At 41.9% G+C, this 21,475-nt stretch carries 25 protein-coding genes, 1 tRNA gene, 1 pseudogene and 1 other annotated feature; of the genes and pseudogenes, 20 read left to right on the top strand and 7 right to left on the bottom strand.

The annotated features are described in order from the left end of the window. The first annotated feature begins 103 nt into the window (after positions 1-103). From pyrR to AC4ME5_RS02500, 5 genes are all read left to right on the top strand, one after another. A complete protein-coding gene (gene pyrR, locus AC4ME5_RS02520) occupies positions 104-625 on the top strand; it encodes a bifunctional pyr operon transcriptional regulator/uracil phosphoribosyltransferase PyrR (protein ID WP_491799736.1) in 522 nt (173 codons plus the stop codon). Positions 626-643: 18 nt separating this feature from the next. Beyond that, positions 644-1,567 carry an aspartate carbamoyltransferase catalytic subunit gene (locus AC4ME5_RS02515; RefSeq protein ID WP_491799734.1) on the top strand — a complete coding sequence of 308 codons (924 nt, stop codon included), beginning with the start codon at positions 644-646 and terminating at the stop codon, positions 1,565-1,567. A 49-nt stretch (positions 1,568-1,616) separates the two neighbouring features. After that, entirely contained in the window at positions 1,617-2,696 is a 1,080-nt protein-coding gene (locus tag AC4ME5_RS02510; RefSeq protein ID WP_000166847.1) for a carbamoyl phosphate synthase small subunit, read from the top strand. Positions 2,697-3,141: 445 nt separating this feature from the next. After that, the gene (gene carB, locus AC4ME5_RS02505; RefSeq protein WP_096422430.1) at positions 3,142-6,318 is read left to right on the top strand and encodes a carbamoyl-phosphate synthase large subunit; all 3,177 of its coding nucleotides are present in this window, start codon (positions 3,142-3,144) and stop codon (positions 6,316-6,318) included. A gap of 220 nt (positions 6,319-6,538) precedes the next feature. Beyond that, positions 6,539-7,873, top strand: coding sequence for an Nramp family divalent metal transporter (locus tag AC4ME5_RS02500; RefSeq protein WP_491799731.1), 1,335 nt, complete (start codon positions 6,539-6,541; stop codon positions 7,871-7,873). Between the two features lie 116 nt (positions 7,874-7,989). Here the strand turns inward: AC4ME5_RS02500 and AC4ME5_RS02495 are convergent, their stop codons facing one another. Together AC4ME5_RS02495 and AC4ME5_RS02490 are read right to left on the bottom strand one after the other, a co-directional pair. Beyond that, positions 7,990-8,232, bottom strand: coding sequence for a type B 50S ribosomal protein L31 (locus AC4ME5_RS02495; RefSeq protein ID WP_000710762.1), 243 nt, complete (start codon positions 8,230-8,232; stop codon positions 7,990-7,992). A gap of 95 nt (positions 8,233-8,327) precedes the next feature. Continuing rightward, a complete protein-coding gene (locus AC4ME5_RS02490; protein WP_007521516.1) occupies positions 8,328-9,263 on the bottom strand; it encodes a DHH family phosphoesterase in 936 nt (311 codons plus the stop codon). 103 nt (positions 9,264-9,366) lie between these two features. Here AC4ME5_RS02490 and AC4ME5_RS02485 point away from each other — a divergent pair, with 103 nt between their 5' ends. From AC4ME5_RS02485 to AC4ME5_RS02455, 7 genes are all read left to right on the top strand, one after another. Next, the gene (locus AC4ME5_RS02485) at positions 9,367-9,810 is read left to right on the top strand and encodes a flavodoxin (RefSeq protein WP_001162125.1); all 444 of its coding nucleotides are present in this window, start codon (positions 9,367-9,369) and stop codon (positions 9,808-9,810) included. Positions 9,811-9,925: 115 nt separating this feature from the next. Next, positions 9,926-10,192, top strand: coding sequence for a chorismate mutase (locus tag AC4ME5_RS02480; RefSeq protein ID WP_007521517.1), 267 nt, complete (start codon positions 9,926-9,928; stop codon positions 10,190-10,192). Next, positions 10,189-10,563 carry a fluoride efflux transporter CrcB gene (gene crcB / locus AC4ME5_RS02475; RefSeq protein WP_007521518.1) on the top strand — a complete coding sequence of 125 codons (375 nt, stop codon included), beginning with the start codon at positions 10,189-10,191 and terminating at the stop codon, positions 10,561-10,563. Before AC4ME5_RS02480 ends, crcB (AC4ME5_RS02475) begins: the two co-directional genes overlap by 4 nt. Continuing rightward, the gene (gene crcB / locus AC4ME5_RS02470; protein ID WP_007521520.1) at positions 10,557-10,886 is read left to right on the top strand and encodes a fluoride efflux transporter CrcB; all 330 of its coding nucleotides are present in this window, start codon (positions 10,557-10,559) and stop codon (positions 10,884-10,886) included. The genes crcB (AC4ME5_RS02475) and crcB (AC4ME5_RS02470) overlap by 7 nt, the downstream gene beginning before the upstream one ends. Positions 10,887-11,004: 118 nt before the next feature. Then, positions 11,005-11,352 carry a 50S ribosomal protein L19 gene (gene rplS, locus AC4ME5_RS02465; RefSeq protein ID WP_001068669.1) on the top strand — a complete coding sequence of 116 codons (348 nt, stop codon included), beginning with the start codon at positions 11,005-11,007 and terminating at the stop codon, positions 11,350-11,352. A gap of 42 nt (positions 11,353-11,394) precedes the next feature. Next, positions 11,395-11,466: transfer RNA gene (locus AC4ME5_RS02460), tRNA-Arg, on the top strand. A 153-nt stretch (positions 11,467-11,619) separates the two neighbouring features. After that, a complete protein-coding gene (locus AC4ME5_RS02455; RefSeq protein WP_061588093.1) occupies positions 11,620-12,222 on the top strand; it encodes an AbiV family abortive infection protein in 603 nt (200 codons plus the stop codon). A gap of 43 nt (positions 12,223-12,265) precedes the next feature. On the opposite strand, the gene yidA is transcribed toward AC4ME5_RS02455, so the two are convergent. Beyond that, positions 12,266-13,072 carry a sugar-phosphatase gene (yidA, locus tag AC4ME5_RS02450; RefSeq protein ID WP_007521524.1) on the bottom strand — a complete coding sequence of 269 codons (807 nt, stop codon included), beginning with the start codon at positions 13,070-13,072 and terminating at the stop codon, positions 12,266-12,268. 9 nt (positions 13,073-13,081) lie between these two features. After that, positions 13,082-14,389, bottom strand: coding sequence for an HD domain-containing protein (locus AC4ME5_RS02445; RefSeq protein WP_061588094.1), 1,308 nt, complete (start codon positions 14,387-14,389; stop codon positions 13,082-13,084). Between the two features lie 71 nt (positions 14,390-14,460). Here AC4ME5_RS02445 and AC4ME5_RS02440 point away from each other — a divergent pair, with 71 nt between their 5' ends. Continuing rightward, entirely contained in the window at positions 14,461-14,838 is a 378-nt protein-coding gene (locus AC4ME5_RS02440) for a YwiB family protein (RefSeq protein ID WP_491799717.1), read from the top strand. Between the two features lie 24 nt (positions 14,839-14,862). Here AC4ME5_RS02440 and AC4ME5_RS02435 read toward each other — a convergent pair whose 3' ends face one another. After that, positions 14,863-15,945, bottom strand: a complete 1,083-nt coding sequence (locus AC4ME5_RS02435; protein WP_491799715.1) for a DEAD/DEAH box helicase — start codon at positions 15,943-15,945, stop codon at positions 14,863-14,865. After that, positions 15,942-16,919, bottom strand: coding sequence for a Gfo/Idh/MocA family protein (locus tag AC4ME5_RS02430; protein WP_491799713.1), 978 nt, complete (start codon positions 16,917-16,919; stop codon positions 15,942-15,944). Before AC4ME5_RS02430 ends, AC4ME5_RS02435 begins: the two co-directional genes overlap by 4 nt. A gap of 150 nt (positions 16,920-17,069) precedes the next feature. Here AC4ME5_RS02430 and AC4ME5_RS02425 point away from each other — a divergent pair, with 150 nt between their 5' ends. The 4 genes from AC4ME5_RS02425 (at position 17,070) to rpmA (ending at position 18,959) form a co-directional block, all read left to right on the top strand. After that, positions 17,070-17,750: a YoaK family protein gene (locus AC4ME5_RS02425; RefSeq protein ID WP_308688185.1), complete on the top strand. Its 681-nt coding sequence runs from the start codon at positions 17,070-17,072 to the stop codon at positions 17,748-17,750. Between the two features lie 69 nt (positions 17,751-17,819). After that, positions 17,820-17,939: a sequence feature (ribosomal protein L21 leader region), on the top strand. Positions 17,940-17,973: 34 nt separating this feature from the next. Next, positions 17,974-18,288, top strand: a complete 315-nt coding sequence (gene rplU / locus AC4ME5_RS02420; RefSeq protein ID WP_000109141.1) for a 50S ribosomal protein L21 — start codon at positions 17,974-17,976, stop codon at positions 18,286-18,288. Positions 18,289-18,304: 16 nt separating this feature from the next. Further along, on the top strand, positions 18,305-18,649 hold the full coding sequence (locus AC4ME5_RS02415) for a ribosomal-processing cysteine protease Prp (RefSeq protein ID WP_000613697.1): 345 nt from the start codon (positions 18,305-18,307) through the stop codon (positions 18,647-18,649). A 16-nt stretch (positions 18,650-18,665) separates the two neighbouring features. Further along, positions 18,666-18,959: a 50S ribosomal protein L27 gene (gene rpmA, locus AC4ME5_RS02410; RefSeq protein WP_000916509.1), complete on the top strand. Its 294-nt coding sequence runs from the start codon at positions 18,666-18,668 to the stop codon at positions 18,957-18,959. Between the two features lie 143 nt (positions 18,960-19,102). On the opposite strand, the pseudogene AC4ME5_RS02405 reads toward rpmA, so the two are convergent. Then, positions 19,103-19,198: pseudogene (locus tag AC4ME5_RS02405) on the bottom strand (AraC family transcriptional regulator); the annotation flags it as partial. On the opposite strand from AC4ME5_RS02405, the gene AC4ME5_RS02400 reads away from it, so the two are divergent. The 3 genes from AC4ME5_RS02400 to AC4ME5_RS02390 are packed head-to-tail and all read left to right on the top strand — an operon-like array spanning position 19,191 to position 21,446. Continuing rightward, positions 19,191-20,099, top strand: a complete 909-nt coding sequence (locus AC4ME5_RS02400; RefSeq protein WP_295588923.1) for a LysR family transcriptional regulator — start codon at positions 19,191-19,193, stop codon at positions 20,097-20,099. The pseudogene AC4ME5_RS02405 and the gene AC4ME5_RS02400 overlap by 8 nt on opposite strands. Then, positions 20,096-20,563, top strand: a complete 468-nt coding sequence (gene lspA / locus AC4ME5_RS02395) for a signal peptidase II (protein ID WP_007521543.1) — start codon at positions 20,096-20,098, stop codon at positions 20,561-20,563. Before AC4ME5_RS02400 ends, lspA begins: the two co-directional genes overlap by 4 nt. Further along, entirely contained in the window at positions 20,547-21,446 is a 900-nt protein-coding gene (locus AC4ME5_RS02390) for an RluA family pseudouridine synthase (protein ID WP_491799692.1), read from the top strand. Before lspA ends, AC4ME5_RS02390 begins: the two co-directional genes overlap by 17 nt. The last annotated feature ends 29 nt before the right edge of the window (positions 21,447-21,475 follow it).

The raw sequence follows: 21,475 nt of genomic DNA, 5'->3' as shown, positions 1-21,475 counted from the left end.
GATAAAGTAGAAGGGTAAGTCTATACTGTATACAGTAGGGCTCGCTTGGCTGTACATTTCAAGTCTCCTTGTAGAAGGAGACTTTTCTTTTTGGAGGTTTGTCATGAAGACAAAAGAAGTTGTAGACGAATTGACTGTCAAACGAGCGATTACGCGAATTACTTATGAGATTATTGAGCGCAATAAAGATTTGAATAAAATTATCCTAGCTGGGATAAAAACGCGTGGTGTTTTCATCGCTCATCGTATCAAAGAACGCTTGGAGCAGTTGGAAAACATCATTGTTCCTGTTGTGGAATTGGACACCAAGCCTTTCCGTGATGATGTTAAAAGCGGAGAAGATACTTCTTTGATTTCTGTTGATGTGACAGACCGTGAAGTTATCTTGGTGGATGATGTACTCTATACAGGCCGTACCATCCGCGCCGCTATTGATAACATTGTCGGCCATGGTCGTCCTGCGCGCGTGAGTCTTGCGGTGCTAGTTGACCGTGGACATAGAGAATTGCCAATCCGTCCAGATTACGTTGGGAAAAATATCCCAACTAGCCGTTCTGAAGAAATCATCGTAGAGATGACAGAACTTGATGGCCAAGACAGAGTTCTGATTACTGAAGAAGCTTAGAAAGCTGAAGGAGTAGCCATGTCAGAAAATCAACAAGCATTGAACCATGTGGTTTCCATGGAAAACCTCACTGTCAATCAAGTGATGAAATTGATCAAACGAGGAATCGAGTTTAAAAACGGAGCCCAACTTCCCTACGAGAACAAACCTATCGTATCGAATCTCTTCTTTGAAGATTCTACACGGACACATAAGTCCTTTGAAGTGGCAGAGATTAAGCTAGGATTGGAGCGACTGGACTTTGATGTGAAGACCAGTTCGGTCAATAAGGGTGAGACACTGTATGATACCATCTTGACCCTATCTGCTCTAGGAGTGGATGTCTGTGTGATTCGCCACCCAGAGGTTGACTATTACAGAGAGTTGATTGCGAGTCCGTCGATTACAACTTCTATTATCAATGGTGGGGATGGTTCGGGACAACATCCTAGCCAGAGCTTGCTTGATTTGATGACTATTTATGAGGAATTTGGTCACTTTGAGGGGCTCAAGGTTGCTATTGCAGGCGACTTGGACCACTCACGCGTTGCCAAATCCAATATGCAAATTTTGAAACGCTTGGGAGCTGAACTGTACTTTGCAGGACCTGAGGAATGGAGAAGTCAAGAGTTTGCGGACTATGGACAGTTTGTAACTATTGATGAGATTGTTGATCAGGTGGATGTTTTGATGTTACTCCGAGTTCAACATGAACGCCATGATAGTGGAGCCGTTTTTTCAAAAGAGGACTACCATGCTCAACATGGATTGACACAGGAACGATACAATCGCTTAAAAGAAACAGCAATCATTATGCATCCTGCTCCAGTGAATCGAGATGTGGAAATTGCTGACCACTTGGTTGAAGCGCCAAAATCACGCATTGTCCAACAAATGACCAACGGTGTCTTTGTTCGAATGGCAATCTTAGAATCCGTACTGGCGAGTAGAAACGCCAACTAAAACACAAGACGTTAAAAGACGCCAGTGAGCGTCCACGAGAGGTGAAAATATGACAAAAAGACTTCTAGTATTAGAAGATGGCACAGTTTTTGAAGGCAAGGCCTTCGGAGCAGATATTGATGTAACAGGCGAAATCGTCTTTAACACAGGGATGACCGGCTATCAAGAATCCATTACAGACCAGTCTTATAATGGACAAATCTTGACCTTTACTTATCCTTTGGTGGGAAATTATGGAATTAACCGTGATGATTACGAATCCATTATTCCAACTTGTAAGGGAGTTGTTGTTTTCGAAGAGGCACGTAGAGCTAGCAACTGGCGCAACCAAATGACGCTAGATGAATTTTTGAAAGCCAAGAAAATTCCTGGTATTTCAGGGATTGATACGCGTGCCCTTACTAAGATTATCCGTAAGCACGGTACTATGCGTGCAACCTTGACTCACGTTGGGGACAGCATGGACCATGTGACGGATCAGCTCCAAGCAACAGTCTTGCCGACAGACAATATCAAGCAGGTTTCTACTAAAACTTCCTACCCAGCTCCTGGAGTTGGTTTGAGTGTGGTCTTAGTAGACTTTGGGCTCAAGCACTCAATCCTACGTGAACTTTCTAAGCGCAACTGTAACGTTACGGTTGTTCCTTATTCAACAACAGCAGAAGAAATTCTCCACCTCAATCCTGATGGAGTTATGTTGTCAAATGGCCCAGGTAACCCAGAAGACGTTCCAGAAGCACTGGACATGATTCGTGGTGTGCAAGGAAAAATTCCAATCTTCGGAATTTGTATGGGACACCAACTCTTTGCCATGGCAAACGGGGCTAAGACATATAAGATGAAGTTTGGTCACCGTGGATTTAACCACGCGGTACGTGAGATTGCAACAGGACGCGTAGACTTTACCAGCCAAAACCATGGTTATGCAGTCAGCCGTGAGGACTTGCCAGAGCATTTGATCATTACCCACGAAGAAATCAATGACAAGTCAGTTGAAGGAGTTCGCCACAGATACCAACCAGGTTTTTCTGTACAATTCCACCCAGATGCAGCTCCTGGTCCACACGACGCAAGCTACCTATTTGATGAATTTATCGAGATGATGGAAGCCTTTAAACAAGCAAACTAAGAACGAGTAAAAGCTCGTCGGAGAATTTATTTAACTGAACACGGACGGAAAGCTCGGAATTTAGAGAAACCAACTTGGATTGTCAATACTTCCTTGGTTTCCTAAAATTCAATCGCTTTCTATTCGTCCTTTGTATCTTATTTAATGTCGCTCTGTGAGGCGACGATAGAAAGTCAGGTCGTTTTTTAGTCGCTATCGGGCGAACTAAAAACTCCCTGCACTAGATTTTTTATCGAAAAATATCGTTTCTCTAAAAAATCGTCGGAGAATTTATTTAATGGCAACCTGAGAGTTGCCGAATAGAAAGGAGAAGGGTGGTCCGTATTTGCTGAACTGAATACGGGCTACGGACGGTGCTAAAAAGATAGTTATTCCTAGAACTGACAGTTCTTCGTCATAACTCCTATTTTAGCTTTGTCCGCTTGACGCCCTTAATATCTTATAAATGCCTAAACGTACTGATATTCAAAAAATTATGGTGATTGGTTCTGGTCCGATTATTATTGGTCAGGCTGCTGAGTTTGACTACGCTGGGACCCAGGCTTGCTTGTCGTTGAAAGAGGAAGGTTATGAGGTTGTTTTGGTTAACTCAAACCCTGCAACCATCATGACGGATAAGGAGATTGCAGATAAGGTCTACATCGAACCGATTACACTCGAGTTTGTGACACGTATTCTCCGTAAGGAACGTCCAGATGCCTTGCTTCCAACTCTTGGTGGTCAAACAGGGCTTAATATGGCCATGGAATTGTCTAAAAACGGTATTCTTGATGAGCTTGGTGTCGAACTTCTGGGGACTAAATTGTCTGCCATCGACCAAGCGGAGGACCGTGACCTCTTTAAACAATTGATGGAAGAGCTTGAGCAGCCGATTCCTGAATCTGAAATTGTCAACACAGTGGAAGAAGCTATTGCCTTTGCGGCGTCAATTGGCTATCCTGTTATAGTTCGTCCAGCCTTTACCCTTGGTGGTACTGGTGGCGGTATGTGTGCCAACGAGGAAGAATTGCGTGAAATCGCTGAAAATGGGTTGAAATTGTCACCTGTTACCCAATGTTTGATTGAACGTTCCATTGCCGGTTTCAAGGAAATCGAATACGAAGTCATGCGTGATTCAGCTGACAATGCCCTCGTTGTTTGTAACATGGAAAACTTTGACCCAGTTGGGATTCATACAGGGGATTCTATTGTATTTGCTCCTGCGCAAACCATGTCGGACTATGAAAACCAAATGCTCCGTGACGCGAGCTTGAGCATTATCCGCGCTCTCAAGATTGAAGGTGGGTGTAACGTTCAGCTGGCCCTTGATCCGCATAGCTTCAAGTACTATGTTATCGAAGTAAACCCTCGTGTATCGCGTTCGTCAGCCCTTGCTTCTAAGGCGACGGGTTATCCGATTGCCAAATTAGCTGCCAAGATTGCTGTCGGTTTGACCCTGGATGAGGTCATCAACCCAGTTACAGGTTCAACTTATGCCATGTTTGAGCCAGCCCTTGACTACGTCGTTGCGAAAATTCCACGTTTCCCATTTGACAAGTTTGAAAAAGGTGAGCGTCGTCTGGGAACTCAGATGAAAGCGACTGGGGAAGTCATGGCCATTGGTCGTAACATCGAGGAATCTCTTCTAAAAGCCTGTCGTTCACTTGAAATTGGGGTTCACCACAATGAAATGCCTGAACTGGCAACCGTTTCTGATGATGCCTTGATTGAAAAGGTTGTCAAGGCCCAAGACGACCGTCTCTTCTACGTATCAGAAGCTATTCGCCGTGGTTACACACCAGAAGAAATTGCTGAATTGACTAAGATTGATATCTTTTATCTTGATAAGCTCTTGCACATCTTTGAAATTGAGCAAGAATTGGGTGCCCATCCACAAGATCTAGAAGTCTTGAAAACAGCTAAACTCAATGGATTTTCAGACCGTAAGATTGCTGAACTCTGGAAAACGACAGCTGACCAAGTTCGCCAACTTCGTTTGGAAAACAAGATTATCCCAGTCTACAAGATGGTTGATACTTGTGCGGCAGAGTTTGACTCTGAAACACCATATTTCTATTCAACATATGGTTGGGAAAATGAATCTATCAAATCTGATAAGGAATCTGTACTTGTCCTAGGTTCAGGTCCAATCCGTATCGGACAAGGAGTTGAGTTTGACTACGCAACTGTTCACTCAGTTAAGGCTATCCAGGCTGCTGGCTATGAAGCTATCATCATGAACTCAAATCCAGAGACCGTTTCTACAGACTTCTCTGTGTCTGACAAGCTCTACTTTGAACCATTGACATTCGAAGATGTCATGAATGTTATCGATTTGGAACAACCAAAAGGTGTTATTGTTCAGTTTGGTGGTCAAACAGCCATCAACCTTGCGGAGCCTTTGGCAAAAGCAGGTGTGACCATCCTTGGTACCCAAGTAGCTGACTTGGACCGTGCCGAAGACCGTGACCTCTTTGAACAAGCCCTTAAAGACTTGGATATTCCACAGCCACCAGGTCAAACGGCTACCAATGAAGAAGAAGCAGTGCTTGCAGCTCGCAAGATTGGTTTCCCAGTCCTCGTTCGCCCATCTTATGTCTTGGGGGGACGTGCTATGGAAATTGTAGAAAACGAAGAAGACCTTCGTTCTTACATGCGTACCGCTGTTAAGGCTAGTCCAGACCACCCAGTACTTGTTGACTCTTACATCGTTGGGCAAGAGTGTGAAGTTGATGCCATTTCAGACGGAGAAAATGTCCTTATCCCTGGTATCATGGAACATATCGAACGTGCCGGTGTTCACTCAGGTGACTCAATGGCCGTTTACCCACCACAAACCTTGTCGCAAAAGGTTCAGGAAACCATCGCAGACTATACCAAACGCCTAGCAATTGGTCTTAACTGTCTTGGCATGATGAACATCCAGTTTGTCATCAAGGATGAAAAAGTTTATGTTATTGAGGTTAATCCACGTGCCAGCCGTACAGTGCCATTCCTTTCTAAGGTAACTAATATTCCTATGGCTCAGGTAGCGACTAAGCTGATTCTTGGGCAAAGTCTTGAAGAACTTGGCTACCAAGATGGACTTTATCCTGAAAGTACTCGCGTTCATATCAAGGCTCCAGTCTTCTCCTTTACCAAACTAGCTAAGGTAGACAGCTTGCTCGGCCCTGAAATGAAGTCAACAGGTGAAGTCATGGGTTCTGATACGACTTTGGAAAAAGCTCTCTATAAAGCTTTTGAAGCTTCTTACTTACACTTGCCAACCTTTGGAAATGTGGTCTTCACCATCGCTGATGATGCCAAAGATGAAGCCTTGGACTTGGCTCGCCGTTTCCAAAATATCGGCTACGGTATCCTCGCGACAGAAGGGACAGCAGCCTTCTTTGCCAGTCATGGACTCGAAGCCCAACCTGTTGGTAAGATTGGTGACGATGAACAGGATATCCCAAGCTATGTCCGTAAAGGAAAAGTCCAAGCGATCATCAATACTGTCGGAACCAAACGAACTGCTGACGAAGATGGTGAGCAAATCCGTCGTTCAGCCATTGAACACGGTGTGCCACTTTTTACAGCCTTAGATACAGCTAATGCCATGCTTAGAGTGCTTGAAAGCCGTAGTTTTGTCACAGAAGCGATCTAGTTGAGAAATATTTTTCACAGTTTTAAAGCCAGCGTCAAAAAACGCTGGCTTTTACAATACTGATATTGCCTATTTCAATTATCATTTCTTTTATTAGGAATCATTCTAAAATGTGATATAATAAGGGTGAATTGGAAATAGATAAACTATTTTCATCATTCTTTCAAAAAATATTCTATTAAGAAATATGTAAAGACAGATTAGAAAGTGGGAAATCCCTATGTCCTCTTATGAAAAAGTCTCTCTTTCTGAGATCAATCAATCTATTGAGACTCCAAATAACAATCATTTTTGGCAAAATCTAAAAGCATTCTTAGGACCTGGTGCACTTGTGGCAGTTGGCTACATGGATCCAGGAAACTGGATCACCAGCGTGGTTGGTGGCGCCTCCTACAAGTACAGCCTTTTATTTGTTATTTTAATTTCATCCATCATTGCTATGCAGTTACAACAGATGGCTGGAAAGCTCGGTATCGTGACTAGGATGGACCTAGCGCAGGCAACGGCTCATCATGCTCCCAAGTGGCTTCGCTATAGTTTATGGGTGATTTTAGAATTAGCTTTAATGGCGACAGATTTGGCTGAAGTTTTAGGTTCAGCAATTGCCTTAAATCTTTTGTTTAAAATACCGATTATGATTGCTATCCTTCTAACCGTTTTAGATGTATTTTTGTTACTTTTATTGATGAAATTTGGTTTCAAAAAAATTGAAGCCATTGTTACGACTCTTATTTTAACCATATTAGCCATCTTTGCCTATCTTGTGGCCTTATCCAATCCAAGTATCCAGGGGATTATTGGTGGTTATTTACCAACTTCAACTTTATTTGAAGCACCGTTACCAGGTCATGAAAGTCAATTGACCTTGGCTCTAGGGATTGTAGGTGCGACAGTCATGCCTCATAATCTCTATCTTCATTCATCCCTATCACAAACAAGAAAAATTAACCACAAAGATAAGAAGGATGTTCGAAAAGCAGTGCGCTTTATGACCTGGGATTCAAATCTTCAGTTGTCCCTAGCCTTTATTGTCAATTCCTTGCTTCTCATTTTAGGTGCCTCCCTCTTTTTTGGTCATGCATCCGAAATTTCAGCTTTCTCCCAAATGTACAATGCTTTACAGGATTCGACAATAGCAGGAGCGATAGCTAGCTCAACTCTGTCAACTTTATTTGCTCTGGCCCTCTTAGCCAGTGGACAGAATTCTACCATAACAGGCACCTTGACAGGTCAGATCGTTATGGAAGGTTTCTTGCATCTGAAATTACCTCAGTGGATTATCCGTATCGGGACACGTATTTTTGCCTTGATCCCTGTGATTATAGTCGCCGTCTTGTTTGGACATCAAGAAAAAACCTTGGATCAGTTATTGGTCTATTCACAGGTCTTTCTTTCAATCGCTCTTCCATTCTCAATTTTCCCCCTAATTTATTTGACCTCTAAGAAGTCACTGATGGGAGAATTTACCAATGCCAAGTGGAATACAATCCTAGGTTACGCAGTTTCAATCATCTTGACCATTCTCAATATCAAGCTTCTTTTCGATATTTTTTAAACTTGTTTAAATCAGGTCTCGGCATCAGCTTGAGGATTGATAAAGAAATAATAGTAGCGGTTGGTTCATGAAAATAAGAAACAAAAAAAGAACAGTTGAAACTGTTCTTTTTATGATTATTTGAGACCGTATTTTTTGTTGAAACGATCCACACGTCCATCTGCTTGAGTGAACTTTTGACGTCCAGTGTAGAATGGGTGTGAGTCTGATGAAATTTCCACACGGATCAATGGGTAAGTTTCGCCTTCGAACTCAACAGTTTCGTTAGAGCGTTTTGTTGAACCGCTAAGGAATTTGTAACCAGTAGTTGTGTCCATGAAGACAACTGGGCGATATTCTGGATGGATATCTTTTTTCATTTTGCAATATTTCCTTTCTGCCATGGTCTCTTTGCGAGCCATAGATTGTTACCTTACTAGTCTATCAGATTCTGAAAAGTTTGGCAAGTATTTTATCAGTTTTTAAGCAAGTTTTTTAACTTTTGATAGATGATTTCGTTTTCTTCTAGACTATAGGAATTGGCGCCACTAGCTAATGGATGTCCTCCTCCGTCGTGTTCTTTGGCAATTTCATTGATAGGGGTTATTTTACTGCGCATACGCACGCGGAAGTGGCCATCAGCTTGCTCAACAAAGATAGCCCAAGCCTTAACAGTATCAATTCGGCCAGGTGCTCCGACAATTGCAGCTGTTTCAGCATCCGTAACCTTATATTCTTTCAGGATTTCTTGAGTAAGCAGAACGCGTGCAGCTCCATTCTCATCAACTTCCAAATGATCATAGACAAAGCCTTGCAGTTTTGCAATCTTAAAGCTCATGGTATCCATTTGACGAGACAATCCAGCAAAGTCAAAATCAACTTCTCGGAGCTGGGCAGCTATTCTAAAGGTACGGGCACTAGTTGACGGGTAGAGAAAACGCCCTGTGTCCCCGACAATTCCTGCATAGAGAAGTCGTGCCGCTTCACTAGACAAAGCTAGCTGATTTTCTTGAGCAAATAATGCAATCATCTCACTGGCACTGCTTGAACTTGTATCCACCCAAGATAGGTCACCATAGATATCATCATTTGGATGGTGATCGATTTTGATGGTGAAAGTGGCTTGTTCGTAGCGTTTATCATCGATACGAGGACGATTCGCTGTATCACAAATAATAGCAAGAGCTCCGTGGTAGTCACTGTCTTGGACAGTATCCATTTCCGCCATCCAGGTTAGAGTTGGTTCGTTATAACCGACTGCTTTGATGGTCTTTTCTGGAAAATGGTGTGTGAGAAGAGCTTTTAAACCTACCTGACTCCCTAAGGCATCTGGATCTGGTTTCATGTGACGATGAATGATAATGGTATCGTATTCTTTGATTTTCTCTAATATTTGCTGGCAAATTTCCATAAACAACCTCAATTCTTTCTCATTTCATTGTAGCACAAGAATTTTTATTTTTAAAATGAAAAAGATATGATATAATGGAGAAAGATAAATTGAGGAGGACGATATGGCATTAGCAAAAATTGTATTTGCCAGTATGACCGGTAATACCGAAGAAATTGCAGATATTGTAGCAGATAAATTGCGTGACTTGGGTTTGGATGTCGATGTTGATGAATGTACGACTGTTGACGCTTCAGACTTCTTGGAAGCGGATATCGCAATCGTTGCGACTTACACCTACGGAGATGGAGAATTGCCAGATGAGATGATGGACTTCTACGAAGACCTAGCTGATCTCAACTTGAATGGCAAAATCTACGGAGTGGTCGGTTCAGGAGATACCTTCTACGACGAATTCTGTAAGGCTGTCGATGACTTTGATCGTGTATTTGTAGCGACAGGAGCTGAAAAAGGTTCAGAGTGCGTTAAAGTAGACCTTTCTGCCGAAGAAGAAGACATCGAACGCTTGGAACAATTCGCAGAAGAATTGGCTGCAAAAGTAGGATAAGAAACAAACTGCGCTGACTGGAAGGAGTCAGTGCAGTTTTTAGTAGTTAAACTAGATTTTACTAGCCTATTTGCTGGCTTTTTGATACAATAATTCAAATAAAGGAGGAGACACTATGGATTTAGCTAGTATTCGGCAAGAAATTGATCAAATCGACGACCAAATCGTCAAGCTCCTAGAAGAACGGATGCATTTGGTTGAGGGAGTGGTTGCCTATAAGAAAGCTTCAGGAAAACATATTTTAGATACTAAGAGAGAAGAAGTTATTTTTGATAAAGTCAGAAATCGAGTAGAAGATAAGCGTTATCAGGAGACTATTGTCGCGACTTTTTCAGACATTCTCAAACGTTCGCGTGATTATCAGGATCAAAACATCAAATGAAAAAAGAACAATTCTATCCGCTAGGAATTTTTCTGGCTGCAATGGTGGGAGGCCTTGTCCGCTATCTCATTTCCACTTGGTTACCAGCCAGTCCAGACTTTCCATGGAGTACCCTCCTTGTCAACTATCTGGGCATTTTCTGCCTGGTCTATCTGGTGAAAGGCTATCTGGTCTATAAGGAAAGCAGTAAAGGTTTGGTTTTGGCGCTGGGGACGGGTTTTTGCGGAGGTTTAACAACCTTTTCTAGCTTAATGCTTGATGCTGTGAAATTGCTCGATACCGGGCGTTATCTTAGTTTAGGCATCTACTTATTTTTGAGCATTGGTGGAGGTCTGCTCTTGGCTTATGTTCTAGGGAGGAAGAAATGGTAATCGTTTATCTTGCAATCGCCTGCGGGCTTGGAGCCCTAGTGCGCTATTTTTTTTCCCGCTACAATCAAGCTTCTAAATTGCCGCTGGGCACTCTCATTGCCAATCTTCTAGGTTGTTTTTTGATTGGCTTACTCTACAATCATGTGGAGTCCAAGGAAGTCTATGCCACCCTAGCAACAGGTTTTTGTGGTGGGTTGACGACCTTTTCAACCTTGAATGACGAGCTACAAAGACTGTTAAGCAATAAGAAGGTATTTTATAGCTATTTATTCTTAACCTACATAGGCGGTTTTCTAGCGATTTTTTTAGGAATTCTGCTATAAATTTCTTTACTTTTAGGTGGAAATTTGGTAAACTGTATCTTGTGTGTAATGGACGCACAAAAATACAGTTTATCCGCTGAGGAAGGTTCCTCAAGATTGACAAAGATAGGAGAATAAAATGAATCCATTAATCCAAAGCTTGACTGAAGGTCAACTTCGTACAGATATCCCATCATTCCGTCCTGGTGACACTGTTCGTGTACACGCGAAAGTTGTCGAAGGTAACCGTGAACGTATCCAGATTTTTGAAGGTGTTGTTATTGCACGTAAAGGTGCTGGCATCTCAGAAAACTACACAGTTCGTAAAATCTCTAACGGTGTAGGTGTTGAGCGTATCTTCCCAATCCACACTCCACGTGTTGAAAAGATCGAAGTTGTTCGTTACGGTAAAGTACGTCGTGCGAAATTGTACTACTTGCGTGCACTTCAAGGTAAGGCAGCTCGTATCAAAGAAATCCGTCGTTAATTCGACTAAAAAACTCTGCTTACCCAGCAGGGTTTTTCTCTAGCTCCCTTAGTTCAATGGATATAACAACTCCCTCCTAAGGAGTAGTTGCAGGTTCGATTCCTGCAGGGGGCATATAAATTATTGATTTTACTAGGGGTTTGAGGTGTTTCGCCCCAAATCCGCCCCTAAATTACAAGAATTATATAAAGTGTCGATGTAGAATCGATAAGCAACTGCTAGAAGTACTTTAACAAAATATCATGGATTATAAAATTTGGAGTAATAATGGTTGATAAAGATTGTTATTTTGATAAGATAGAATCTATCTTAAACGGATCTAGCAATTTTTATATTTCTTCAACTGAACAATTGAATAAATGTTTAGATCATGTTGTTCAGTTGATTTCGGATTCATATGTTTTATATATAAATGATTCATATACCTCCTCATCTTTTTTAGCTATTAGTGTGTTGGAAGAGGTTGGAAAAATTCAAATGGGAATATTTATTAAAGGTTCAGATTCCTATATGAGAAAAGATAAATTAAGAGATCATAAGTCTAAACAAATTGTAGGTGCGAGTCACACTATTTGTATTGGCGAAAGGATTAAAAATTCAATTTCTAATGAAAATTTGGAGAAGATTTTTAAATTTATTTATTCTGGTGAATTAAAAGATTTAAGAGAAAAAGCAATTTATTGTGATAGAAAAAATAACAATATTGTGACACCAAAAGATTTAATTACTCAAGAACTTGCAAGAAATCTACTTTTATTTGCGATAGAATCATTTGATGATAATCTGGTGGGATGGACAGATCACTCAATCGAGTTATCAAAGAAAACTGATTTATTTTTTGAAACTATTGCTAATTCTAAGATGAAATAGATAAAAACCGCTCAGCTGAGCGGTTTTCGTATTTTATCATACTTTACAATACCCACGTACGAATAGCATGAGCAACGCCGGATTCATCATTTGTTTTAGTGATGTATTTGGCGATTTTTTTGAGTTCTGGATTTCCATTTTCCATGACAACAGGATTACCAACGACTTCCAGCATGGCACGATCATTTTCCTCGTCACCAATCGCCATGGTTTCATCTGTGGTCAATCCGAGTTTTTCAGCTAGGTGAGTGATGGCTGAACCCTTGTCTACATTCTTTTTAAGGAGTTCGAGGTAAAAGGGAGCTGATTTGTTAATAGAGTAGCGCTCGTAAAATTCGGCTGGAATCTTTTCAATCGCAGCATCGAGGATTTCTGGTTCATCGATAAACATACACTTGACGATTTCCTTGTCAGCCATTTCTTCGGGAGTACGGTAGAAAATGGGCATGTTGACGAGGGTTGATTCGTGCACCGTGTATTTTCCGATATTGCGATTGGCAGTATAGATACCGTCCTTGGTAATGGCGTGCATGTGGACACCAAGCTTGCGACTGAGAAATTCCATATCGAGATAATCCTCATAGGCTAAAGATTCGCTGATAATCTCATGGCCAGTAGCAGTTTCTTGGACAAGGGCACCGTTGAAGGTTACCACATAGTCACCCTCGTCTCTCAACTGCAAGTCGTCCAGCAATTTGGCAACACCTGCGATAGGACGACCCGTTGCAATCACGACTTTGACACCAGCTTGTTTGGCATCTTGGATGGCCGAAAAGACTTCCGGAGTGATTTCCTTTTTACTGTTAACCAGGGTACCATCGATATCGACGGCGATTAGTTTAATACTCATATATTTCCTCTATTCCTTCTTATTTGGGGTAAAATGATCGTTCTCAATCAAGTGTAAAAATTGCTGGGTGATACTTGCAAAGATACTGTTTTGGTCCAACATTTCTTTTGGAAAATAGAAACGATTGTCTCCGTGGCGACTGCCAGCAAGGGATTGGACGATAGGAGACAGGCTAGAGAGTTCTGCCAGTTCACCATTTTTTTGTAAAATCTCAATCTGTGTCCGCGGGTTTTCAGATTCGGGACGATAGATATCATAAGGGAGGTCAAAGTTCTTATGAATAGCAGTATAGTAGTCTGGATCAAAACCGATTTCTTCAACCAGTTGTCTCATGGTTGCGAGTTGGTCTTGGTCTTCTTGTGAAAAAGTAATGGATTTAAAGACCTTGCGGTTGACAAAGCGTTGCGACAGGTCTGCTAGTATCTTATCAGGACTAGTCATCCAGAGCTGGAAGTAGGTATTCATCACACCGTCATCAAGTGCCAGGTAGTCAGATAGAGTAACTTTCTTTTCAAAAAAAGGTAGCAAATGAGGAGAAGTGCGTGCAAAGAAGTCCTTATCTTCAGGATAGAGTTCCTTGGCGCGTTTGAGGAGATTCTGTAGGAGGACTTCCATGGCCCGAGTTGCTGGGTGGAAATAAACCTGCATATACATTTGGTAGCGACTGAGGACATAGTCTTCAATAGCGTGCATGCCATTGCGCTGAAAGGCGATGCCATTTTCGACAGGACGAATCACTCGAAGGATCCGTGTCAGGTCAAATTCCCCATATGATGCTCCTGTAAAATAGGAGTCACGCAAGAGATAGTCCATGCGGTCTGCATCAATCTGACTAGAAATGAGCTGTACGACCTGCTTGTTAGGATAGGTATGGTCGATGACGCTAGCCACCTTTTTGGGGAAATCAGGTGCCACTTGTAGCAGGACTTTGTGAATCTCTGTCTCAGGACTTTGGATGATTTCCTGGGTAATGGCTTCATGATCTGTATCAAAGAGATGCTCAAAAGTATGGGAGTAGGCCCCATGTCCAAGGTCATGTAGGAGCGCAGCGGTCATGGTCAAGAGAGACTCAGCAGGATCCCATTCTTCAGGATATTTTTCTTCAAAAATCTCCGTGATACGTCGTGCAATCTCATACACTCCAAGACAATGGGAGAAGCGACTGTGCTCCCCACCGTGGAAGGTATAACTGGAAGTTCCTAGTTGCTTAATACGGCGTAGACGTTGAAATTCCTTTGTATTGATCAAGTCATAGATGACCTGGTTGTTTACATGGATGTAGTTGTGAACTGGGTCACGGAATACTTTTTCGTTCATATGACCATTATAGCAAAAAGCTAGAGTTTTTGGTAAAATAGTAGGACAAGAGACAAGAAAGAGGACCTGATGTGAAGATTCGGATGCGAAATACGATTCAGTTTGATGAACAGTTGGAAGTCATAGACCAACTCTATGACGTGGAAGTGCGTGAAAAAGGAGATTATACTTACTTGCTTTTTTACAATGAGGAAAAGGAAAAAGTGGTTCTCAAGTTTCATCAAGAAGAACTGGTGATGACCCGTTTCTCGAGTCCAAAGACCGTCATGCGTTTTCTAAAGGATAGTGATAGTTTGGCCTATATTCCTACTCCAATGGGGATGCAGGAATTTGTCATCCAAACCAGTCACTACAAACTGGATGGGCAAAAGATTGAACTCGCCTATCAACTGCAAAACCAAGAGGGACACCCCTTTGCCAGCTATCAATTAGAAATTACTTGGGGATAAGAAAAAGGTTGGCGAATGCCAACCTTATTTGATATAGAGTTCTTGGTTTTTTAGGATGATTTCACGAACACTTGCGAACTTCTTGAGTTTTTTAAGTTCTTCAGGATGGGTTACGAGAGTGATAACATAGCCCTCTTTACCCATGCGACCTGTACGCCCCGCACGGTGAGTGTAGGTTTCCATGTCTCTAGGAACATCAAAGTTTACGACACATTCTAGGCTATCGATATCAATTCCACGAGCCAGAAGGTCAGTTGCAAGGAGCAGGGTTAGCTGCTTGTCTTTGAACTTTTCTAAGATGACTTTTCGAAATTTAACATTGACATCGCTAGCGAGGGAAACGGCCAAGACATCGCGATACTGTAGTTTTTCCTCCGCACTTCCAAGATCTGATAGGCTATTAAAGAAAACTAGTCCGCGGAAATCCTCTACATGAGCTAATTTTCGTAGCATGTCCACTCGGTGGCGTTGGTCTACTTGCATGTAGAAATGCTGAATGTTGTCCAGTTTTTGATCAGAGAGATCAATGGTGCGCGTGTTTGGTGCAATCTTTTCTTGGTCAAACTTGGTCGTCGCACTCATGTAGATGAGTTGATGGTCACGAGGTGCGTAGTGAGTGATTTTCTCAACAAAGTGAATCTGAGAATCATCAAGTAATTGGTCAAATTCATCCAGGATGACAGTTTCCACATTCATCATCTTGATTTTCTTCAATTTAATTAATTCAAAGACACGGCCAGGAGTTCCGATGAGAATTTCTGGTCCTTTTTTAAGGCGTTCAATCTGGCGTTTCTGACTGGAACCTGATAGGAAGAGCTGAGCAGTCAAGCCGATAGCCTCTGCCCACGTTTTACATACGTCAAAAATCTGTCCAGCTAGTTCTGTATTTGGTGCTAGAATCAAGAGTTGTTGGGCTTTTTTCTTTTGTAGTCTGAGAAGACTAGGTAAGAGATAAGCGAGGGTCTTACCAGTTCCTGTTGGGCTCACTCCTAGGAGGTTTTCTCCAGCAAGAATGGGCTCAAATAGTTGAGTTTGAATGGGGGTAAATTCTTGGAAACCGAGCTGGTCGCTCAATTTCTGCCATTCAGTCGGTAGTTTGGTTTTCATTTTTCTGCCTCAAATCTAATGCCAGCAGTCTGGCGCATGGTATATAATAGGTCATGAACAGAACCTGCATCATTCAGCCAGTTCTGGTAAAGCGTCTGGTCTGGCCGCTGGATCATCTGTGCAAATGCAGCTGCTTCCTCAGTCATTGTATGAGGATCCTGTTGGATAGGAAGTTGGACTTGATTTCCTTGGTGGTCTCTAAAAATAGCTGAGCGGACATGTTCAATCGTGTTAAGGGTCAAGGTTCCATCTGCTGTGTAAATCTCGCAAGGAAGATTGGAAGTGATGTTTTTCCCAGCCTTGAAATGAACTTGAAAGTCAGGGTAGAAGAGGATACCGTCTCCATTTAGGTCAATGCTATTGACAAGCTGTTGAGCCTGATAGGTCGCGTCTTGAGCCTTTCCAAAGAGGCGAACAGCAGCATAGAGAGGATAAATCCCCAAATCCATAAGAGCTCCACCAGCAAAACGATCTGAAAAAACATTTGGCGTCTCACCAGCCAACAAGTCAGGCATCTTGGAAGAATATTTGGCATAGTTGAAATCTGCTCCCAGCACTTGCTTGTCTGCCAAAAAATTCTTGATAGTGGTAAAAGCTTCCTCGTGGTAATTTCGTGCCGCTTCAAAGATAAAACAGTGATTTTTCTCAGCCGTTTGAATCAGATTAAGCCATTCTTGTGGCTGAGTGACAGCTGGTTTTTCAAGAATGACATGCTTGCCAGCAGACAAGGCAGCTTGTGCCTGAGCAAAATGCAAGGAGTTTGGACTGGCGATATAGACTACATCAAAGGAAGACTTAAAGAAGTCTTCTAATTGATCAAAGAGTTGGATATTCTGATAGCGAGAAGCAAAGGTTGCGGCAGTTTCTCGTTTTCTAGAATAGACTGCAACTAGCTGGTATTCTCCACTAGTATGGGCTGCTCCTATGAAATGATGGCTGATAGCGCCTGTTCCGATGACACCTAATTTAAGCATAGATACTCCTTTTCCGACTTCAAATCCTTCCTTCATTATAACATAGAAAAGAAGGACTATCCAACAGATGGTAAAAATTTTCAAATGGACTACGCTTTTCTCAAAGAAAGTGGTACAATATTGAAATGAGTATATGAAATGGGAGGGAAAATGAGATTATTACCAATAAGAAAAATATCACGTCAGTCTAAGAGACTAGCGCTTTTTTTGACTTTTTGCGCAGGATATGTAGATGCCTATACCTTTATCGTGCGAGGAAATACCCTGGTGGCAGGACAGACTGGGAATGTGGTTTTTCTATCAGTAGGACTCATTCAACACAATGTGTCAGATGCCAGTGCTAAAGTAATGACCTTGCTAGCTTTTATGATGGGGGTCCTTTTATTAACTATTTATAAGGAAAAATTGAGAATTGTTAAAAAGCCAATTTTGTCCGTAATTCCACTTGCAGTCCTTTCCCTAATTATTGGATTCGTGCCACAAACTGTAGAGAATATCTATCTCGTACCGCCATTGGCCTTCTGTATGGGACTGGTGACAACTGCTTTTGGAGAAGTGTCAGGGATTGCCTATAATAATGCTTTTATGACAGGGAATATCAAACGTACCATGTTAGCTTTTGGAGATTATTTCCGGACCAAGCATACGCCTTTCCTACGAGAGGGCTTGATTTTTGTTAGCTTACTTAGCAGTTTTGTCTTCGGAGTTGTTTTTTCAGCTTATTTGACGATTTACTATCAGGAGAAGACAATTCTAGGTGTTCCTCTTATGATGAGTATCTTTTACTTCAGTATGCTTTTTGCTTCTTGGAGAAAAAAAGGAGAGAAATAGCTTAATTTTAATTGATTTTACTTGTAAGAAAAAAGAAGATATGCTATACTTGAAGAGTTGACTATGCACAGTCCTGTGCAACCGCACGAACATCGTTGCTCGTCGTATAACAAATTTAAACTTTGTTATACTTAGAGCTTTTCTTTTAAGTGGTTCGTCCCACGATGCTAGGCGAGTCTTCACAAAAATACGGGGAAACCCTAAAAATCATAGGAGGTGCATAATGAGCACATACGCAATTATCAAAACTGGCGGAAAACAAGTTAAAGTTGAAGTTGGTCAAGCAGTTTACGTTGAAAAATTGAACGTTGAAGCTGGTCAAGAAGTTACTTTTAACGAAGTTGTTCTTGTTGGTGGTGAAAACACTGTTGTCGGAACTCCACTTGTTGCTGGAGCTACTGTAGTTGGAACTGTTGAAAAACAAGGAAAACAAAAGAAAGTTGTTACTTACAAGTACAAACCTAAAAAAGGTAGCCACCGTAAACAAGGTCACCGTCAACCATATACAAAAGTTGTCATCAACGCGATCAACGCTTAATTTTTAAGGAGAACACATGATACAAGCAGTCTTTGAGAGAGCCGAAGATGGCGAGCTGAGGAGTGCGGAAATTACTGGACACGCCGAAAGTGGCGAATACGGCTTAGATGTCGTGTGTGCATCGGTTTCTACGCTTGCCATTAACTTTATCAATTCCATTGAGAAATTTGCAGGCTATGAACCAATCTTAGAATTAAACGAAGATGAAGGTGGCTATCTAAAGGTTGAAATACCAGCGGATCTTCCTTCGCACCAGAGAGAAATGACCCAGTTATTCTTTGAATCATTTTTCTTAGGTATGGCAAACTTATCGGAGAACTCTTCTGAGTTCGTCCAAACCAGAGTTATCACAGAAAACTAACACGGAGGAAAACATTATGTTAAAAATGACTCTTAACAACTTGCAACTTTTCGCCCACAAAAAGGGTGGAGGTTCTACATCAAACGGACGTGATTCACAAGCAAAACGTCTTGGAGCTAAAGCAGCTGACGGACAAACTGTAACAGGTGGATCAATCCTTTACCGTCAACGTGGTACACACATCTATCCAGGTGTAAACGTTGGACGTGGTGGAGACGATACTTTGTTCGCTAAAGTTGAAGGCGTAGTACGCTTTGAACGTAAAGGACGCGATAAAAAACAAGTTTCTGTTTACCCAATCGCAAAATAAAAAGGTCCAGTGAACCTTTTTATCCCGAGCCTTAAAATGAAAAGGCGAGGAAGCTAGAAGTAGCATAAAATGAGGTTTTCCGAGTTTTCGGAGAGCCTTTTTTTGTTTTGATACCCATTTTGAATTTAATAGAGAATAGTTAGATTTAAACTTGCGATGGACACTTTTTTCTTTTTTGGAAAAATTCTGAAATATGGTATAATGAACAGATAGAGAAGTTGGGGGTAAAAGATGAACATTCAACAATTACGCTATGTTGTGGCTATTGCCAATAGTGGTACTTTCCGTGAAGCTGCTGAAAAGATGTATGTTAGTCAACCAAGTCTATCTATTTCTGTGCGCGATTTGGAAAAAGAGTTGGGATTTAAGATTTTCCGTCGAACCAGCTCAGGGACTTTCTTGACTCGTCGTGGCATGGAATTCTATGAAAAAGCGCAAGAATTGGTTAAAGGATTTGATATTTTTCAAAATCAGTATGCCAATCCTGAGGAAGAAAAAGATGAATTTTCCATTGCTAGTCAGCACTATGACTTCTTGCCACCAACCATTACGGCTTTTTCAGAGCACTATCCTGACTACAAGAACTTCCGTATTTTTGAGTCTACTACAGTTCAAATCCTAGATGAAGTAGCTCAGGGTCACAGTGAGATTGGGATTATCTATCTCAACAATCAAAATCAAAAAGGAATTATGCAACGGGTTGAAAAGCTTGGTTTAGAAGTTATTGAACTAATTCCTTTCCAGACTCACATTTATCTTCGTGAAGGGCATCCTTTAGCACAGAAAGAGGAATTGGTCATGGAGGACCTAGCGGATTTACCAACAGTTCGTTTCACTCAGGAAAAGGACGAGTACCTTTATTATTCAGAGAACTTTGTCGACACCAGCGCGAGCTCACAGATGTTCAATGTGACCGACCGTGCTACTTTGAATGGTATTTTGGAGCGAACGGATGCCTATGCGACAGGTTCAGGATTTTTAGATAGTGACAGTGTCAATGGAATCACAGTCATTCGTCTCAAGGATAATTTAGATAACCGCATGGTCTATGTCAAACGGGAAGAAGTGGAGCTTAGCCAAGCTGGTACTCTCTTCGTAGAAGTCATGCAAGAATATTTTGATCAAAAGAGGAAATCATGAAAAAAAGAGGAATAGTAGCAGTCATTGTACTGCTTTTGATTGGGCTGGATCAGTTGGTCAAAAATTATGTTGTCCAGCAGATTCCACTGGGTGAAGTGCGTTCGTGGATCCCCAATCTCGTTAGCTTGACCTACCTGCAAAATAGAGGGGCAGCCTTCTCCATGTTACAAGACCAACAGTGGTTTTTTGCTGTCATTACACTGGTCGTCATGGTAGGAGCTATTTGGTATCTACATAAACACATGGAGGATTCTCTGTGGATGGTTTTTGGACTGACCTTGATCATCGCGGGAGGTCTGGGCAACTTTATTGACAGAATGAGTCAAGGTTTTGTGGTGGATATGTTTCACCTAGACTTTATCAACTTTGCGATTTTCAATGTGGCTGACAGCTATTTGACAGTTGGTGTGATTGTTTTATTGATTGCAATGCTTAAAGAGGAAGTAAATGGAAATAAAAATTGAAACGGGTGGGCAACGACTAGACAAGGCTCTGTCGGACCTGACAGAATTGTCACGCAGTCTCGCTAATGAACAAATCAAGGCTGGACAAGTTTTGGTGAATGGGCAAGTAAAGAAAGCCAAATACACTGTCCAAGAGGGGGATGTGATCACTTACCATGTGCCAGAACCAGAGGTTTTAGAGTATGTGGCTGAAAATCTTCCACTAGATATTATCTACCAAGATGAGGATGTAGCCGTTGTTAACAAACCTCAAGGGATGGTGGTTCATCCCAGCGCTGGCCATACCAGTGGAACCTTGGTCAATGCCCTCATGTACCATATCAAGGACTTGTCAGGTATCAATGGGATTCTTCGCCCAGGCATCGTCCACCGCATTGACAAGGACACGTCTGGTCTGCTCATGATTGCTAAAAATGATGAGGCCCACTTGGCACTTGCCCAAGAACTCAAGGACAAGAAGTCTCTCCGCAAATACTGGGCGATTGTTCATGGCAATCTTCCCAATGATCGTGGTGTGATTGAAGCGCCAATTGGCCGTAGTGAAAAAGACCGTAAGAAACAGGCTGTGACTGCTAAAGGAAAGCCTGCGGTGACCCGTTTTCACGTTTTGGAACGTTTTGGAGATTATAGTTTGTTAGAGTTGCAACTGGAAACAGGGCGTACCCACCAAATTCGTGTTCATATGGCTTATATTGGCCATCCAGTCGCTGGGGATGAGGTCTATGGTCCTCGTAAAACCCTGAAAGGACATGGACAATTCCTCCATGCTAAGACTCTAGGCTTTACCCATCCGAGAACAGGTGAAACCTTGGAGTTCACAGCAGATATTCCAGAGATTTTTAAAGAAACGCTGGAAAGATTGCGTAAAACTGAGAATAGATAAAAGAGTTGAGATGCCTTGTCTCAACCTTT

It is taken from the genome of Streptococcus sp. A69, from assembly GCF_058556195.1.
The sequence above is the reverse complement of the archived record's forward strand: the minus strand, read 5'-3'. Positions and strand labels throughout refer to the sequence as shown.